This is a genomic window from Zhengella mangrovi (genome assembly GCF_002727065.1).
Taxonomy (GTDB): domain Bacteria; phylum Pseudomonadota; class Alphaproteobacteria; order Rhizobiales; family Rhizobiaceae; genus Zhengella; species Zhengella mangrovi.
Window position 1 is genome coordinate 469,185 of record NZ_PDVP01000003.1, and the last position, 15,146, is coordinate 484,330.

Sequence of the window (15,146 nt, forward strand, 5' to 3'; positions counted from 1 at the left end):
GGATTCCTGATCAGGTCAACGCATTCGAAACGCTCTGCTCCCTTGGGTTTGTCCGCCCCCCCCCCGGTCTGACCGGTTTGTCATCACCACTCAGCCCCTTTCACCATACCTGTGCTGGCCGTTGGCCGCAGAAGAAGTGTCAGCCTGCACAGCTCTCCTTTCGGATCATGATTGCCCCCGCGATCCGTGCAGGCATATGTCAGCGGGGCCAACGGTCGCAACCCTGACGGTCTTCCTCTCCATCAAGGCTGCCAACCACAGTTGCCGGTTCGTGTCTCTTCGGATCATTCGCACGACGGCGGCAACCCCGACGATTAGAAACCGGCGGAGATAGCCATCTCCTCGCTTACTGATTCCGCCCAATCGTTTCTGCCCCCCCGAACTGTGCGGACGCGCCGTCAAGCCAAGCCTGGCAGCGAACTGACATCCGGATCGAAATTGGCTTGGATCGTGAACAGCAGCTTCGATCGCGGAGGCGGCAATCGGCCCGGTTCCCGGCATTGTTGCGAGGCGACAGTTCGTTTCATTGGCAAGGTGCAAAGCCAAGATCTCCTCGACCTAGGTGGTCAATCGTCTGCCAGATGGCGCCGAGATAGCTGACGATCGAGAACGATGTCGATCTAGCATTGTGCTGCAGTTCATCCTGCTGTTCGTGCTGTAACTTAATCGAGATCTTCACGCCAAACTGTGCAATGGCAGTGACGGTCCCGTATTCGGAAAGATGGGCGCGGAGCGCGTTGATCAAGGTTGTGCTCTTCTGATCTCGGCGCTTGACTGCGACGAACCGCATTTTCGGGCGCCTAACAGCCTCGCAGATTGCCTCTGCGTCCGCTGCATCGGTCTTGCCACGCTTCACATAGGGTTTGATTTAGGCCGACGACATCACCAATTTCCGCGGCCCTAATCTGGACACCTCCGGAAACTGGCCTGATTGGAACTGTTGTGATTCATTTTCGGCATTGATTTGCCGGAGGGATGTCGATGCAGGGACAGCGCGGGTTCTGGGATTTTGATGACCGGTTGAAGGAACTGTCAGCGGAAGGCGATCGGCTTGAGAAGCTTGCCGCAACGGTCGATTTTGACATGTTTCGCGCGGTTTTGACGTAGGCATAGCGTCGCAGCGCGGCTTCGAAGGGCGGACGCCCGCCGTTTGACTCGGTGCTGATGCCTCTCAGCATTTGCTTCGCAAAAGCCTACCGGGCAATGGTATCAAGATGCCGGTGCTGCAATCGCTGCACGGCCTTTCCCTGGCGCAGACGTCCTACATGGTGCGTGACGCCTGTCCTGGATGCGGTATTGCTCGATTGGGCCCGGTGATCGGGTCCCGGATGAGAATACGCTCTGGGATTTCTGCGAAACGCTGATCAGGGGCAAGGTGCTGGACACGGTCTTCGAACGGCTTGATCGCGCGATCAGCCAGGCCGGCTATCTGCCGATGGGCGGCCAAAACATCGATGCAACCTGGTCGCCGCCCCGAAGCAGCGAAACACCGATGGCGAGAAGGCCGCGATCAAGGACGGCAAGAGCGCCCTTGAGATCTGGCCTGACAACCCGGCCAGGGCGGCGCAGAAGGATACCTCGGCACGCTGGACGGTGAAGTTCGCCAAGGCCAGGCTGAAAAAGGATGGCACGCCGTAGATCGATATCGCGATACCGACGTTTGGCTACAAGAACCACATCTCGATTGACCGGCGCCACGGTATCATCCGGCGCGAAAAGACCACTGGCGCGGCTGCTCATGACGGTGCACGGCTGCGCGAAGGACTGATCGATCCGGCCAATACAGCCTCTGATGCGTGGGTAAACATGGCCTACCGATCGGCAGCCAACGAGGAATTCCTCGCAAATGCTGGCAATGTCAGCCGCATTCACTCCAAGTAGCCCAAGGGAAAGCCGATGTCGAAGACGGTCGCCGGGGGCAACGCAACAAAGTCGAAGGTTCGAGCCCGGATCGAGCATGTCTTTGCCGAACAGAAGGACCGGATGGGGCTCTTCATCCGGACCATCGGGATTGCGCGGACTGAAGCAGCAATAACGATCGCCAACATGGCCTACAACATGAAGCGATAGTGCTGGCTCGACAGGCGAAGTGTGCCTGCGTGAGCCCAAAACCGCCCCAAATCACGCAGCCGAACCGCCAAGTCCGAACGCACTCGCCCGAACAGCCCCCTCATTGCGCGCTATTACCCCACAAGCAGCGGTAAATGACGGTTTCCAGAGATGTCCACCTTGCGATTCGCGCGCTCGGTGATGAGTCGAAGCACGGGCCTTCATTGCCACGAGGCGCCGCGGCAAAGCCGAAAGGAAATCGAGCATCTCGCTGCGACGCGACCTTCGGCGGATCACTACATTCCCGTCCGAGTTCACAGCGGGAAACTGAAATACTCGTTTCACGAAATCGAGGCCGATAACGGCAATACCGTGATGCTTTAGGTACCCTGAATAGACCTGGTTCGCCGGCCAAAGCATTGCACACTCCGCGATTGAAGCGGCAGTCTGCAGCATCAGGTCAAGGTATTCGCGCTCCTCCCCCAGTTCTTCAACGCAGCTCTGAACATGCCCAAGATCAAACAAAGAGTTTTCGGGCAAGATGGTTTATGAACAGATGATGAATGACTGACTCAGGCGGTATTAACGGAGAAAATATTAAATCTTTATCTTGTCCGAAGCGAATGCTGAAGTCCAATATGCTATCAGCATCGGCTAATAATAGCGAACTAATTAAGGAGACAAAGCATGACTTTCTCTATCGTGACCAAAGCAGCCATCATCTCTGCCTGTTGCTCACTGCAGATTTCCCATGTTGATGCCAAGCAGGATATGGCGTTTGAAAGACCGCAGATGAATAGCAGAATTTGCAAAGGGCGGGTTGTAGAAAAGGGTTGGGCGACTACCCGGCAGTCAGCGACTGAAAAGGCCATAAAATATTGGGCAGAAAAAGTTACTGCGAAGTATGGTCGATCTTATGCAAACTGGGGGAGAAGTAAAACAAGAAGAGTATCTTGCATTCACGACAAAATCGACAGCGGTTACTCCTGTCGTGCAATCGCGGCACCATGTTTCCCCAATGGGCAGATACATAGAAGCCTCAACTGATCAGACCCACATGGTCGGTCCAGTTAGTTTGTTTGAATAGCCCCTTTCGGTGATGTGCGCCACCGCGTCTCGTTTGAAATCGTCGCCAAAATTGGCTCTGCCCATCATGGCCTCCTTGCCTCAAAACTAGGGAAGAAGGCGCCTACAAATCAAGGGGCTATTCATTCCTTGTAAAATCCGCAGCGCTAGCAGAATAGCTAGATGATGAGTTGTCGGTCTCGCAAAAAGTATCTGCCACCAAACGCGGCGACAAACTTCACGCGAAAATGAACGCCAGGCGGATGGTTGCTAAATTGAACACGTATACAATACGCATAAAGAGTTATACTTTCAAAAATCCGATATGCGGGATCGAAAATAATAGTCCGGCCATTCCGCAAATGGTTTTTCCGCCGATCCATATTGGACGCAGGGTTGAAATTCGGAGGTCGAGAAGAACATGGAAAGCAGAAAATATTCAACCTATGTAGAGCACCCGTATTATGGTCGATATCCAATATTATCTAATGTTAGACCAATATTATTGGCCGAGGAGGAGTTTGTTATAATACGCAAATGCACCTCCGGAAAATCTATCAAAGGAACAGCAATTCCTGCCAATATGATCAGACAAAAACAATCTGGCTCCTATTTAATAAAATACTTTTTTGATGAAGAGCGGATTTGCTGCGATTGCAACCGTCCCTTCATTTTCTTTGCCCAAGAGCAAAAACGTTGGCATGAGGAATTGGGCATCAACATCAATGCTGCTGGTAAAAGGTGCTTTGAATGCCGAAAAATCCACCGCAATACCAAGAAAAATAACAAGCGATACGCTGAGCTCGTCGCAAATGAGAAACCAACGGCCGAACAAATGCTAGAAATGGCCGAAATCTGCATGCAAGAGGTTGAAGCAGGTCGATTTCATCGAAAACAGCTCCAAACGGCCAAGGCACTCATCAGAAGAGTTTCTAGACTCGGACAAAACAAAGCTTCCCCAGACATGAAACTTATTGAGAACATGGAACAACGATTGAGAAATATTCTGAGCGGCGCCTGACTTGGGCTTGCGTAGCCTTTAGGATTGCCCCGGGTTTGCGGGAGGCTCCATTAAATCAGGCCGCCGAACTGCCGATATCTCTGACGACGGTCAGGTCCTCATCCGGCAGGTGGTTCTGTGGTGTCTGCACTTGCTGGCATACCTCGATATGATCTCGTCCTGGCTTCCGAAGGTCCACGCCAAGTGGGCGCGCACTTCGTCGGATGCCCGGTGATTGGCAAGCTCGCGGCAGAATTCGACGCTGGACCTGCTGTCATTTTCGTGGACACAGAGATTGAGTGTTTCACGGAACTGCAAATTGGGAATGCGAAGAAGGAACTTCATCACTTCTTCCTCGCGACAGAACGGGTTGCGAGCATGCGTTGGTCCCATCAAAATCTGCCAAACTTTGTATACATCCAGCAAATCCCTAGCTCGCTAGTACACGCTTGCGGATTGGTCAGAAGCATCTCTTCAATTCTCTGATGCCGTTCTTTCTGGCATTCAGCAATCTTCCGCGAGACAGATCGCGCATCCTTGACATTGTTCCTGCGCCCCAGAAACCAATGAACATAATCCCGAATACCGGGAAATCGTGCCAGCGATGTCATTTTGCGATCTCCTTCAGTGAAGACTTTCTGACATGCAAAGTATCTGGCCGCGTTTTCGGCTGGAACGTATCCAAACATTGTGCTGTTCTTTAAAAATGAAGAGCCGGATTCAAAACTGGTCAGATATCAGGGTCTTTCTCGCCGTGCTACGGAGCGGTTCGACGCTTGCTGCGTCGCGCATATTGGGCGTTTCTCAGCCGACCGTTGCCCGCCGCATTGACGTTTTGGAGCATGAGACCGGGTTGACCCTGTTTGAACGCGGCAATCGCGGGTTTCGGCCAACCGAAGCGGCCCTTTCGCTGTTGCCGTTGGCCGAAGAACTTGAAACGGCCGCCCGGGTTCTCTCGGCGAAAGCTCAAGAACTATCGCTTCCGCGCCCTATTCGGGTAACGGCCTATGCCGCTAATTTTTCTCCGCGCGTGACACAGGTTTTCAGCGAATTCACTGCGCTGCATCCGGGTATCCGGTTCGAATTCCTGCCTAGCGTCAAAACATTGGATCTCTCCGCCGGTGAAGCGGACATCGCCTTGCGCATTACGGCAAGCGAGCCGGATCAAGACCTTGTCTGCCGGAAAATCAGCACCGCCCGTTTCACGCTATATGGCGCGCCAGGCTATGCCGAGAAATGGGGACTTCCCGAATCCCCACATGACATGGGGAGCCACCGCTTCGTGACATTCGAACGAGACGACGCGATTTCCAGATATCACGAGTGGTTGCTGCGACATGTAACTCCCGAGCGGATTGTCATGTCTTTCAGTGAAATGGGGTTGATGGAAGCCGCAATAAGGGCCGGCCACGGTCTCGGCATCATGAATTTGAAGCTGGCAGAACCGGATGAAACTGCGGGAACATTACTGCGATGTTTTGAACCGCCGGAGGACTTGTCATTGCAGCACCTGATGCTGGTTTCCCCCGAAGCCTATCGGCGTCCCGAAGTGAGAGAGTTCACCAAGTTTTTTGCTCCCCGTTACGCTGCTATTTTCAGATAGTGCCGCTGGGAGTGAGTGCTGAAGAGAAAGTGCGGCGACAAGTTACACCGTACCCGTTTGAGACGTTCAATCTGAATTGGATGATCGCCATTCGCTGCCTGTAGTCAACAATCAACGAAGTCTCATCGGTGAATGACCGACACGCGTTCAACCCGTCAGAAAAAGGAAAAGTGGGACAGGTGCGACTGCGATTGCGACGGCGGCCAAGAACGTGGGAAATTTGAACATACGGCTATATCCGGCCATGATGCCAATGCCGCCCCCGCCGCCGATCGCAGAGTTGCCCGGAATATTCAGGGCGATCATCAAGGCGACGAAACGATATCGCAAAATAACAGGCAGAATTCTGGACGTCGAGTTGGCAACGAGAAACTGGGTTCGTTCCTCGAAATCAAGATCTTTTACATCTCGAAGAAGGCTTGCCGCTCGCTTCAGATGAAGCTGCTCGAAACCGCGAATGATCGCATCTTGCGGTATTAGCCTGCCGATCATGAAAGCCAGCACCAAAGCGATGACCGTACAACCGTACACCAAGGGAGCGATCCTCGGACCAAGCATGGCGATAAGCCCAAGACCGATTTCGGCGCCAGGCACGAATGGCAGGGTCATCAGACAAATGTAGATGCCGATCGCAGCCATTATGAAGCGGTGCAGCATAGGTTCCGTTCTGGGAGTCAGTTCACCGGATATTTTTGCCATCACCCAGTCGCCGCTTAATTTGGCGGCTATCAGCACCACTATGAACAATGCGATTTTCGAGCCGATCCCGATATAGAACTGCAATTTCTCCGACACCTGCATATCCGTCGAGCTCCCGGCTATTCTGGTCTACCGGGCTTTGCGGACACAGGCTTGTCCAAGACCCCGACGATCGTATGCTCGACGTCAATCGTCCAATACCATCGGTGCTTTGTCCAATGCATGGTGCCGTGCAGTTCGCCCTGACTTAGCGCTCCTTCCCATCTCATCTTGCCGTCTGTCGGACTCACCAATTCAGCCAGGAAATGAACCTCGTCACCATCTTTTCGTATCCAGTAGGGAGCCGGTTGAAAATTGAACTGCCGACAAATCTCCGAGATGAAGTTGCCATTTTGGAAAATGAGTTTGTCTTCAAGCGGTTGTGCTTCGCTGCCTTTTCCAACGCGAACAATACCGGTTCTGAATTCCATGCCATCGAGGGCACCCAATTCGGGGCTAATCGTGCCAAAAGCATCCTGAGCGTTCGAACTTGCGGGGACATTCAACAGGGCGGCTAATATGCCCATCAGGACCAAGCCAAAAATGCCGCGTCTATCGAGCGTTGACTGGAATTCCATACCAAGCCTCCTGCTCATCTAGATCATACTAGCGCAGAAACATTCATCTCGGCCAATTGATTTGAAATGTTGATGCCGTCAGTGCTGCGATTGTATCTGCATCAAACTTGGCGGCGTGCGTCGTGGCGGGCTCACCCGGGGGATTTTTGGTGGGATAACTTCGATGCGCGCACCCGCGACAAGGCGCTCACCGACAAGGTATTTTGCTACTGCCTGAAGCCCAATCCCTCACCTGATGAGCAAAGATGCATTGCAATACAAGGAAACGGTCCAGCGCATGGAGCTAAATCCTACCAGCAGCTGATGGGCATGTGCTGATGTAAGACGGTCTTGTACTAAAATCAAACCGGCCCCTTGGGTGAAACTGATTGCCGAATGCATTTGGTCTCGGGCTGTCTACCCGTTCCTTTCTATCGCTATCGAAAGGTTCAAACCATCTCTTTTGTCGGCTGCATTATCAGCTTCGCCCATTTACTGTAGACTGTGGCGTGTCACTCATCGGAGGATCCTGGAGATGATACTCAGACAGTTTAGGGTCACTATCCACGATGGTCGGGAGAACGAGTTCGAGACGATATTTCGCAACGAGATTCTTCCAATGGTGAAAAACCACGATGGCTTGATCTGGGTTGCAGCCGGCAAACCATGGAGGGGAGAACCTAACGTTTTCTGTATGACGATGCTCTGGCGCGATCTGGAGGCCATCAAGGGATTTGCAGGCGAAGGCTGGGAGCAAGCGCGGATCGAGCCATCAGAGGCTCATCTTATCCAGTCGAACAGCGTCGAACATTTCGAACTTCTTGGCACCGTTGGGCCATAGCAGTCGCGACAAAGAAGGCTGTCCTTCTCCTGATCTGTTAGGCTGTTTCACAGCTTGATCTACCGGACCCGCCGGCTTCATGCGGTCTTCGTTCCGGGCGGCTGTCTTAAGATGGAATCGATTTGTCTATCCATACACCGGCCGATGCTTCGGCACACTGCTCGAGAACATCATATACGAGGCCCTCCAGCAGTTTCAGCTTGTATGCCGACATAGGCATTGGCTTGGCACCTTCGATCGCCGCCTTTGCCGCGATCGTGAAGATATCGGTTTCCGCCAGAGCATCTTTTGCAGCCTTCTCCGCACCGACGAGGCGAAGCGGCACGGGAGCGATTCCTCCAGCGACCAAGCGGACAAGCTGAAACCTCGCGTCTTTCACGATTATGCGCGCTGCGATTTCAACCAGTGGCCATTCGGCTTGTGCCCTGCTTATGGCGCGCTCGTATGTGGCGAATTCGCTGGTAGCGGCTGGCGGCAGATCAATACTGATAATCACTTCACCGGGCTCGAGCCTATGGTCCAAAGAACCGTTCGACCCGTCACCGTAGAGCGCGTCTAAAGTCAGACCGTCGCGTCGATCCGTTCTGATGGTCGCGTCATAGGCTAAGAGGGCCGTTGCCATCGAAGATGGATGCGGTGCGATGCAGGGACCCAAGTCAAAGGCTACGCCATAGTAGTGATTTCCTGCACGTGCCGGGCAATCACTCCCCCCTTTCTTAAGGCAGGAGATGTTAGGATTGCGAAAATACCAACATCGTGAGCGCTGGGCGAGATTGCCTCCCAGCGTTGCAACGTGCCTGATCTGCGGCGTCGCCAGGAGCTTTACGGTTGCCGCTATTCCGGGATAAGTTTTCGCAAGACGCTTGTCAGCTCCGATGGCCTCAAGTGTAACGGATGAACCGATCCGGGCACCCTCGCCAGCCACAACCAAAATCTCCCGCATCTCCGGCGTGGGGATCAGATCGGTGATCGGACCGCGAGATATGCCAGTGCGCCTCCGTTCGGACAGGTCGGTGCTGCCCGCGCGCCATTCGACTGCATCCATTATGTTGGATCGAGATGTCATGCTGGTTTCACCTTCTCGAGCAACGCAAGAATGCGATCGGGCTTCATTGGTGCCTCCATCGGTCGTATACCGATCGCATCGCGCACTGCGTTAGCGATTGCCGCTGCAGTAGGCACAGTTGCAACCTCACCTATCCCGACACCACCGCCAAGCACATGATCGAAGCCACCTTCTTCGAAATGAACGTCCATTGAAGGGGTGTCGGCGATGCCGGGTATGCGATAGTCGTCGAGACCGGCAGTAAGGACTTCGCCTGTGGTCGGATCCACTGCGCGGTCTTCGTAAAGCGCGAATCCGAGTCCTTGGATGATCGCACCGGTCGCCTGACTGCGTGCCAGATCAGGTGCGGCAAGCTTGCCCACCGATATTCCTGTATGTGCCGACAAAACCGTGACATGGCCAAGAAGTGTATCAACCTCGGCCTCGATAACCTGGACCGAGCTTGGAGCGCCGGCGCCTGCCACGAGATGGGAGGATCGTCGTAACATCCAGCTAAAGATAGTTCCGACAATCCCCGCTTCCTTGAGCAGCGAATTGCGCCCGTAAATATTATCTCGCGCGTCCTCAGGTCGCTTCGCTGTAACTAGAAAATCTGGTGCTGCCGCAATTCGTTCACGCCAAGGGGCGTTGGAGCCGGCATGCGTGCCACGGCTTTCCTCAAGGAGCCTCGCCTTCACCTCTTCAATCGCAAGAAGCGTCGGCGGGACTACTGATGCGGTCACCCTGCTTCCGCTCGAATCTGGACCGGGGGGAAAATCACTGTTGCCGATTTGGATCTCGACTTCGCCGGGATCGAGATCGAAGGCCTGTGCGACGGTATTGGCGAGCACGCTTCGAGTGCCCGTTCCGATGTCCTGGACCGCACATTTCACGACAAGGCGTCTGTTCTTGACGGCCAGTTCGACTGTTGATCCCGGCTGCCAAAAATAGAGCCAGTAACCCGCCGCGACACCTACGCCACGACGATATCGGCCGGACTTTGCCAAATTTATACGCGAGCGCCAACATTCAAGGTTTGACGCCCATTCATAGAGGCGGTGACGCATTGGATTGGTATCCCAGCGAAGACGTAGAGCAATCGGATCGGTCTTCATCCGTAGCGCCACCTCGTCCACAGCCTGCTCCAGCGCGAACGCCATGGGCGGGGCACCGGGACCGCGAAAGGGTGAACCAGGTGGCAGATTGCTGACGATGTCAAAGTCGGCAAGGTTCTTGGCCTGCGCGGGATAGATGAGCCGCGCCAACCCGGCGATGGTGGAGTTCACGGCAACTCCCGTATCGGCTCGAGCGGTAAGGGATATAGCTTTGAGGCCGCCATCGTCGGCGGGAAGGAGGGAAATGTCGATCGAGGCTCCTGGACGGTATCCGGTGACAGACAGTTCTTCGTGCCGGGTAAAGACGATCTGGACTGGCGCGCTTGCTTCCCGGGACAAACGGATGGCAGCATCGAGTTCATCAGTGAGCCCGCCCTTCGAGCCAAATCCACCGCCGATATGTTCGGCGATCACCTGAACGTTGGCTGGATCGAGCTTGAACCGCTTGCTGATCTTCTTGCGAAGTTCCTCCACAGTTTGAGTGGAAACTTGGACGATCAAACGCTCGCCATCGAAGCGAGCGACCGCAGCGTGCGGCTCCAGACAAGTATGCTGCTGGATGCCGGTTTTGAAGGTGCCCTCGAAAAGCAGCGGATCGGCTGCTTCCCTGGCCTTCGTGATCCAGCGTTTTGCTTTTCGCTTATTATGGGAGAAAGCAGTGGTGGGGCCTCGTAGATTACCTTTCCAAGGGGCAGGCGCTATCGTCCCTTCAGAAGCGTTGGCGACATCGTTCTTTCGGCCGGAAAAAACAATGGGAGCTCCTGGCATCAGCGCAGATTCAGGCCCTATGACGCTCGGAAGGGAGGCATACTCGAAAGTGATTGCATCAAGGGCGTCCTGGGCCGTTTTCCAATTTGTCGCGGCTACCGCTGCGATCGCCTGTCCGACATATCGCACTGTGCCATCACCGTTCAAAAGGCTCACAACAGCCCCGACCCCAGGCAGCGCCCTTGCAGCGCTGAGATCAATGCTTGAGATACGGGCATGGGCGAGTTTCGATCGTAAGATAAGGCCCTGTAGTTGTCCGTCGTGGTGGATGTCGACCGTATACTTGGCAGCCCCAGTCACCTTCTCGTGCGCCTCGACCCGAGGCGATCGGTTTCCCGTTCCGTCGAAGCGGCCCGCGCATGCCTCCATAACGGCGCGCAGGATGTTGTCGTAAGCGCCACAGCGACACAGATGGCCACTCAGGGCTTCCGCGACAACGCTACGTAAAGGACGCTCTGTCCCGTGTTCTTTGCGCCAGAGATCATGGAACGCGACGGCGCCAACAATGAAGCCTGGCGTGCAAAAACCGCATTGCAATGCATCCAGTGCCATGAATGCTCTTTGAACCGGATGGAGGTCGTCAGCACCTATACCTTCGACCGTTGTAACGCTCTTTCCTGTCGCTGCCTTCGCCGGCATAAGGCAACTCGCCACAGGCGCGCCATCGACCAATACAGTGCAAGCGCCACAAACGCCGGCACCACAAACGAATTTCGTGCCGGACAACTGGAACTGGTGGCGAATAACATCGATGAGCATCGTCTCGTCGCTCAATCTGACATCGACATCCTTGCCGTTAACGACGATGATACTCATGGTTTTGACCCGTCTTCGCTGGATTCATCTTGCGCCGGTTCCGCTGGATGGCCATTCAGCAATGAGCGCAAATCATAATAGTCAATCTCCGCCCGAGACCACCAGCCTTGGCACTGACGCTGAAGGAACCCTGGCGAGAAGAGGGTGATCAGGCTTTCTTGATGACCTTGTTGATCACGATACCGACAATGGTCTGGACGATCGCAGTTGCGACACCGCCGCCAACGAGCTGCCCAGCAAGGGCGGCAATGTCGACTCCACCTGCCGTGGCCCCTGCCATGCCGCAGGATGTCCTTGATCACCGCTTCGGCAGGAGCATTGGTGCGCAATTTTGAATTGTTGGATTTAGATTTCATGCTCGTTCCTTCGTCAATGACGAGAACCCAACACTCCCTAAATCACAACCTCAATTCGGTGCCATAGGCGCTGACGATGGAAAACCTAACCATCAGTCACGAAATAATATGAAACCGTGATAGTAATATATTTCTACTAAATAAGCGGCCTACAAAGAATTGACTTGAAAAGAGCCATCAGCCGATCGAGTCGGTGTATTCCTGTCTTTGATTGGATATTCTTGAGGTGCCAACGGACAGTTCCGATTCTTATCCCATTAGCAATTGAATAAGCCGCCAAATCGGCGCCACCTGCAAGCGCTGATGCTAGCGAAGATTCCGCATCTGTAAGCGAGTAAACCTTTCTAAGCAAAGAGCTATCGGCGGTAGGCGCGCCTGTGGGATCGTTGATGACCACGATGAAGTGCGCAATTGCGCTGCTAGCAGGTATTTGCATTCTCACCGGCGCCATCGTGACAATAAGAATATTCTCCTCGGCTCCACGAAGCGGAAATTGATGACTGCTTTCGCCTCCATCGGTCGCTCTCTGCTTGAGATCGATCGACAGATGATGCCGAAAGGTTTCGTCTGCGCTTTGGTCGGTGAAAGAAACTCGATTGCGGCGGACCAACCGGACGAACTCACCGTCGCTAAGGAGACGCTCTGCTGCTGAATTGGGCAGCACGAGGCCTCCGAGTTCGTCTGTCAGCAGTATCGGGGCAACAAAACGGTTGAGGACCGTTTTCAGGTTGTCTTTCTCAAGGCCGGCCTTTCCAAGGCGATCAGCGAGCTGAACGGCGCGACCAAAATGCGGCAGAAGGCGATCAAGTTTCGCAGCCTCGCTCTCGCCGAACTGCGCTCGCCTCGCATTTCGAATAAAGCCTAGATGCACTGTTTTGAGAGGGCTATGCTCTAAAGTAGATCCCAGACCGTGCCGTAGTCCCTGCGGCTTTAGCCATTCGGCGAAAAAAGCGGTTTTCTCAAAATCCCTGGGTTCGAATTCACTGTTGAAAGCCCGGCAAGTTGGGAGCTTGCTGCACTGCAATATCCAAGGATTCTTGCCGAAAAAGGCCTCATCATAATTTTCGCGATAATACGGATCAAATCCAAAACTGCCATAAACATCAATCAATTCATCGACATGATTTTCGATAGTCAGATCACCAGCGTCCGCCCCAACAAAATTGGCCGTCTTGTAGATGAGATCCTTCCAAACATCTTTTCTATCGACCGATTGATAGCACATATCGATCAGATCTAGGATTTGGTTTTCGTCATCTAACGATTTCACGCGTTGACTTTCACTTTTCCATAGATTCGAACCAGGCAAATTGCTGCATCTACGGGCGATAGCTGCAAGCAAGCCCTCATACTGAACATTTAACGACATCTCAGCTTGCCATATTTCGAAAATTCGTGAAACAATTATATCTTGTATATGATATATATGATGGGAGCTTGGGTCATGAATTGGAAACAGAATCCGGTTTGTCTCCATCAGTGCATCCTGGTCCTGTTTTTCGGCATCGTGGGGCTTGGCATGTTGCCCGCAAAGGCGGGCGATTTGCTGGGCAGCGTTATCGCCAAGGGAGAATTGGTGATTGGCGTCGATGCAGCCTATCCGCCTCAGTCTTTTCTTGACGACGAAGGCAAATTCGCCGGTTTCGATGTGGACGTCGGGAAGGCAATCTCGAGAGAACTAGGCGTCCGCGCGGTTGTCCGGGAGGTCAACTGGGAGGTTATTTTCACCGGTCAATGGCGTGGACAATGGGACTTGCTTGCTGGCTCCCTCACTCCGACGCGGGAACGCGCAACAAAGTTGGATTTCAGCGACCCCTACTATTTTTCTCCCGCCATGCTGGCTGTCCATCAAGCGAACAAGACGATCAATCATGTTGGAGATGCGTCAGGGAAGCGGATCGGAGTTGCCGGGCAGACGACATATGAAAGCTACCTGAACCAGGCGCTTGTCATCGATGCGGCCGGTGCAGTTCCATTCGAATACCGGATAGCAGATGCCGATATCCGGCCCTATGCCGGGGAACAACTTGTTCTGGACGACTTGAAACTGGGAGATGGAGTGCGTCTGGACGCCGCCGTATCTGCATTGCCGTTTCTGAAATTGGCGCAGCAATACGGGTACCCGATCAAGGTGATCGAAGACCCGCTTTTTTATGAACCGCTGGCTCTTGCATTCGAAAAGGGCTCGCCCAACCTTGTTGCCAAGACCAACGAGATACTCGCGCGTCTGCGTTCGTCGGGCGAACTGGCTGACCTGTCGCGGAAATGGCATGGGGCGGACCTGACGAATCCGAGCAAAGGCGCCCGGTGAAGGGCCTCTGGCGGCGTTCAACTGCTCTCTCTCTTTTGCTCGCTGGCTTGGCCTTGGCCGCCTACGCGGGATTTTCGATGATTGGGACGGCCGTTTCGAGCCATGCACTGATCATCCTCGGTATCGTGCCTCGCAATGGCTTTCTTCAGGGAGCGGCATTGACCCTGTTCGTGACCGCATCGGCAGGCATTCTTGCGCTTGTGGGTGCATCAATACTGGCATGGCTGCGGTCCACCGGTCACATGGTTCCAATAGTACTTGTTGCTTCGATTGTCTCATTTGGACGAGGGACGCCGCTGCTTCTTCAGCTTTTCATATTTTATTTTGCACTGCCCGAACTCGGGCTTGTCCTGAGCCCGCTTCAGGCGGGTATCGCAGCACTCGCCTACTGCTACAGCGCATACGGGTCCGAGATCATACGCTCGAGCATGCAGGCCGTTCCGAGGAACACGCTCGACGCAGCACGCGCACTCGGGCTTTCCAAATTCAAGAGATTTCAGACGGTGCATTTTCCCCTGGCTATCCGTTATGCTGCCGTTCCGATGGGAAATCTGGTTATTGCGTTGGTCAAGGACACGTCACTTGTCTCGGTTATCGGCGTCTGGGACATGATGATGATCGCCCGCATTTATGGAGCGCGGGACCTATCCTACCTTCACATGCTCGTTGCAGTCGGGATCGTTTACTGGATCATCTCCGCTCTTCTTGAGATCGGCGTCGACGGACTTGAACAGAGATTATCCCGCTACCCCGATTAGGCGCCGTGAGCTACTCCCCATCTCTTGGACAGGTTCTAGCGTGATTTAAGCTACTCTCTGCTCCTGCTGATCGGTTTGGGTTTCGTCATTTCTCAGCCAATAGACCACGGCCGGTGGTTTGCCG

Annotated in this window: 14 protein-coding genes and 2 pseudogenes; 7 read left to right on the forward strand and 9 right to left on the reverse strand. The window is 54.1% G+C overall.

Annotated elements, in window-relative coordinates; genetic code table 11:
• Window positions 1-165 precede the first annotated feature (165 nt).
• From CSC94_RS25255 to CSC94_RS25265, 3 genes and pseudogenes are all read right to left on the reverse strand, one after another.
• Window positions 166-501 (reverse strand): transposase, encoded by a 336-nt coding sequence (locus tag CSC94_RS25255; protein ID WP_099305956.1) that lies wholly within the window; start codon window positions 499-501, stop codon window positions 166-168.
• Between the two features lie 22 nt (window positions 502-523).
• Window positions 524-745, reverse strand: a complete 222-nt coding sequence (locus tag CSC94_RS25260) for a hypothetical protein (protein ID WP_133122856.1) — start codon at window positions 743-745, stop codon at window positions 524-526.
• Between the two features lie 17 nt (window positions 746-762).
• Window positions 763-868 (reverse strand): annotated as a pseudogene (locus CSC94_RS25265) (IS110 family transposase); the annotation flags it as partial.
• A 113-nt stretch (window positions 869-981) separates the two neighbouring features.
• On the opposite strand from CSC94_RS25265, the pseudogene CSC94_RS08940 reads away from it, so the two are divergent.
• From CSC94_RS08940 to CSC94_RS08955, 4 genes and pseudogenes are all read left to right on the forward strand, one after another.
• A pseudogene (locus tag CSC94_RS08940) lies at window positions 982-2,070 on the forward strand (IS5 family transposase).
• 666 nt (window positions 2,071-2,736) lie between these two features.
• A complete protein-coding gene (locus tag CSC94_RS24195) occupies window positions 2,737-3,096 on the forward strand; it encodes a hypothetical protein (protein ID WP_133122857.1) in 360 nt (119 codons plus the stop codon).
• 439 nt (window positions 3,097-3,535) lie between these two features.
• Window positions 3,536-4,135, forward strand: a complete 600-nt coding sequence (locus CSC94_RS08945) for a zinc-ribbon domain containing protein (protein WP_099305958.1) — start codon at window positions 3,536-3,538, stop codon at window positions 4,133-4,135.
• 622 nt (window positions 4,136-4,757) lie between these two features.
• Entirely contained in the window at window positions 4,758-5,717 is a 960-nt protein-coding gene (locus CSC94_RS08955; RefSeq protein WP_099305960.1) for a LysR family transcriptional regulator, read from the forward strand.
• A gap of 147 nt (window positions 5,718-5,864) precedes the next feature.
• On the opposite strand, the gene CSC94_RS08960 is transcribed toward CSC94_RS08955, so the two are convergent.
• Both CSC94_RS08960 and CSC94_RS08965 read right to left on the reverse strand, forming a co-directional pair.
• Window positions 5,865-6,518 carry a hypothetical protein gene (locus CSC94_RS08960; protein WP_099305961.1) on the reverse strand — a complete coding sequence of 218 codons (654 nt, stop codon included), beginning with the start codon at window positions 6,516-6,518 and terminating at the stop codon, window positions 5,865-5,867.
• Between the two features lie 17 nt (window positions 6,519-6,535).
• On the reverse strand, window positions 6,536-7,033 hold the full coding sequence (locus tag CSC94_RS08965; RefSeq protein WP_099305962.1) for a hypothetical protein: 498 nt from the start codon (window positions 7,031-7,033) through the stop codon (window positions 6,536-6,538).
• A gap of 514 nt (window positions 7,034-7,547) precedes the next feature.
• Between CSC94_RS08965 and CSC94_RS08970 the strand changes: the two genes are divergently transcribed.
• Window positions 7,548-7,853 (forward strand): antibiotic biosynthesis monooxygenase family protein, encoded by a 306-nt coding sequence (locus CSC94_RS08970; protein WP_099305963.1) that lies wholly within the window; start codon window positions 7,548-7,550, stop codon window positions 7,851-7,853.
• A 106-nt stretch (window positions 7,854-7,959) separates the two neighbouring features.
• On the opposite strand, the gene CSC94_RS08975 is transcribed toward CSC94_RS08970, so the two are convergent.
• The 4 genes from CSC94_RS08975 to CSC94_RS08990 all read right to left on the reverse strand — a co-directional run bounded on the left by CSC94_RS08975 (window position 7,960) and on the right by CSC94_RS08990 (window position 13,430).
• Window positions 7,960-8,919: an FAD binding domain-containing protein gene (locus tag CSC94_RS08975; protein WP_099305964.1), complete on the reverse strand. Its 960-nt coding sequence runs from the start codon at window positions 8,917-8,919 to the stop codon at window positions 7,960-7,962.
• On the reverse strand, window positions 8,916-11,597 hold the full coding sequence (locus tag CSC94_RS08980; protein ID WP_099305965.1) for a molybdopterin-dependent oxidoreductase: 2,682 nt from the start codon (window positions 11,595-11,597) through the stop codon (window positions 8,916-8,918). The genes CSC94_RS08975 and CSC94_RS08980 overlap by 4 nt, the downstream gene beginning before the upstream one ends.
• Window positions 11,598-11,745: 148 nt before the next feature.
• The gene (locus CSC94_RS25165) at window positions 11,746-11,877 is read right to left on the reverse strand and encodes a hypothetical protein (RefSeq protein ID WP_280949983.1); all 132 of its coding nucleotides are present in this window, start codon (window positions 11,875-11,877) and stop codon (window positions 11,746-11,748) included.
• Window positions 11,878-12,089: 212 nt separating this feature from the next.
• The gene (locus CSC94_RS08990; RefSeq protein WP_133122858.1) at window positions 12,090-13,430 is read right to left on the reverse strand and encodes a helix-turn-helix transcriptional regulator; all 1,341 of its coding nucleotides are present in this window, start codon (window positions 13,428-13,430) and stop codon (window positions 12,090-12,092) included.
• On the opposite strand from CSC94_RS08990, the gene CSC94_RS08995 reads away from it, so the two are divergent.
• A complete protein-coding gene (locus CSC94_RS08995) occupies window positions 13,398-14,264 on the forward strand; it encodes a transporter substrate-binding domain-containing protein (RefSeq protein ID WP_205853257.1) in 867 nt (288 codons plus the stop codon). The genes CSC94_RS08990 and CSC94_RS08995 overlap by 33 nt on opposite strands.
• Window positions 14,261-15,022, forward strand: coding sequence for an amino acid ABC transporter permease (locus CSC94_RS09000; protein WP_165784376.1), 762 nt, complete (start codon window positions 14,261-14,263; stop codon window positions 15,020-15,022). Before CSC94_RS08995 ends, CSC94_RS09000 begins: the two co-directional genes overlap by 4 nt.
• Window positions 15,023-15,146: the final 124 nt, after the last annotated feature.